Origin of the sequence: Cupriavidus sp. UYPR2.512, from assembly GCF_000379565.1 — a bacterium.
GTDB lineage: Bacteria > Pseudomonadota > Gammaproteobacteria > Burkholderiales > Burkholderiaceae > Cupriavidus.
The window spans coordinates 1-1,786 of sequence record NZ_KB903059.1; the positions used below are offsets into that span (position 1 = coordinate 1).

The 1,786-nt window shown below is 58.7% G+C and carries 2 protein-coding genes; both read right to left on the reverse strand.

The window, feature by feature from the left end; genetic code table 11:
- Positions 1-599, reverse strand: a 599-nt coding sequence (locus A3A5_RS38995) for a hypothetical protein (protein WP_035813109.1), incomplete at its 3' end; no start/stop codon positions are given.
- A gap of 9 nt (positions 600-608) precedes the next feature.
- Complete coding sequence (locus A3A5_RS39000) at positions 609-1,658, reverse strand: hypothetical protein (protein ID WP_018312237.1); 1,050 nt, start codon at positions 1,656-1,658, stop codon at positions 609-611.
- Positions 1,659-1,786: the final 128 nt, after the last annotated feature.

Sequence of the window (1,786 nt, forward strand, 5' to 3'; positions counted from 1 at the left end):
ACAAGGCCGGATATACAGCTGCAACCCATCCTGTCGATGTCGGAACACACGAAACACTGGCGCAATCGGGGCGCGTTCATATACAACCAGTTGGCCCCCTTCTGGTCGAAGAATGGCGTCATCACGACGACGCGCTTCTCCGCCGCCTGCACAATACCGTGAAAAGCATGCTCTGTCGGCTCAAGGTCGGCTGTGCGCCAGCCGAGCGCAGCTAGGCGCTGCTCAAGGATGCTGGGTCTAGGTGGCTTGGTAAGAACGACCTGGACTTCGGTCTGGTCGCGATGCACTGCCGTGGCATAGTGCTCGATGCAGTTCAGCGCGAAGGCCAGCCTTCCGAAGCGACCGTGGCAAGTTCCCTTGGGCTTGTAACCGGGCGGCGCAGGCTCCACTAGTCCGATTTCGCCGGCAATCCGAAGCACTTGCGCAACCGCACCTTCCTCGGTCACGCCCAACTGCGCCAAGTCCACCAAAGACCGCACCGTCTGCACGGAGGTCGGAGGCAGCTGCGCCCAGGCGTCGAACAGCGCAGCGGCCAGCCCTGCATGCCGGCCCAGTGCGCTGAGCACTTGCTGTTCGAAGGCCGTGAGTTTCGACGACACGGTGGCCAGCTATTTCGAGATGAAGTCGAAGTAGCCGTGAATCGACCCCTCGCGCGTATCCAACCGAGGCCGCCCGCCCACGGACCGAAGAACGGAGCGGGACAGGAGCTTGTTGCCCGCCACGCACGAGGTCTCTGGCACCATGATGCAGTCCGGGCAGGCACCGCCTCGATGGGTGCATAGTGAGCCTGTACCGCAGAGCGTGGCCTTGGTCCCGAGCATTGCCGATAGCATTGAGTTGCCCGAATTGCGCCAGAGAGCCGTCAGGTTTCCCAGGTCCATCGTGGTTCCGTTTCGGTAGACCACGAAGGCCAAGTCTGCCGGGAAAATGTATTCTCCCAGCGAGCCAAGGTCTAAGCCCGAGTATTCGCTCACATATTTCATCAGCAGGTGAGCATAGCTATGGAGGAGCGTATAGACATAGAGATAGGCCGGCGGGGTGTCAGTCTCCGGGAGTCCGTCGAGGAATGGCCCCATTGGACGCGCCACGCTCAGAATGCCAGCCCCGAGCTTCTCACCCTCCTTCAGCGTGAACATGTCCGGGCAATTCAGGCTTTGCAGCCACTGCAGCACAACCTCTTCTTTCAGTCGAACGTACAACGCTTCGTTGCCCTGCTGGACGACATAGATGGGAAACTTACTCGCGTCGTTGTTACGCACAGGGGGAAAGAGACGCAATCGGACAGGCATGTCCATGCCTCTCTTGTCGCGAAGCACAGGCGTCGAGTCCATTCGCGAGTAGCCAAAGCTGAAGCGGCACAAGTCGAACTCCCGGATGAGCCCCATGTCTGCAAAGCCCAATTGGTCGAGCAGTCCCCTCGTCTCATTCTGAACGGCTTCTGTCTTGGCATTGCCATCCGGGGATAAGTCTTCATCCAGTCGCGCGAAAGAGACGTATGGCTTCTTTCCGTTGACGCGAGTTTCCACGTCCAGCCGCGTGCTCTTAAGAGCGGCGTGCTCAATGGCCAACCGCACCGGATCGTACTTCGAGGCAAACCTGTTCTGCCTCTCCCTCACAAGAGAACTCACTGACAAGGGCAGCTCAACTTTGGGCAGCAAAATCTCCCTCTCGCGCAGCTCTTTGATGACGGCTTCCCTAGTCTTACTGTGTCATAAATGTGCCATACTATAAACTTCTTGGCACAGTTCATGAAGAGCGATGAGCGCGAGCGAGCGATTTGAGCAAT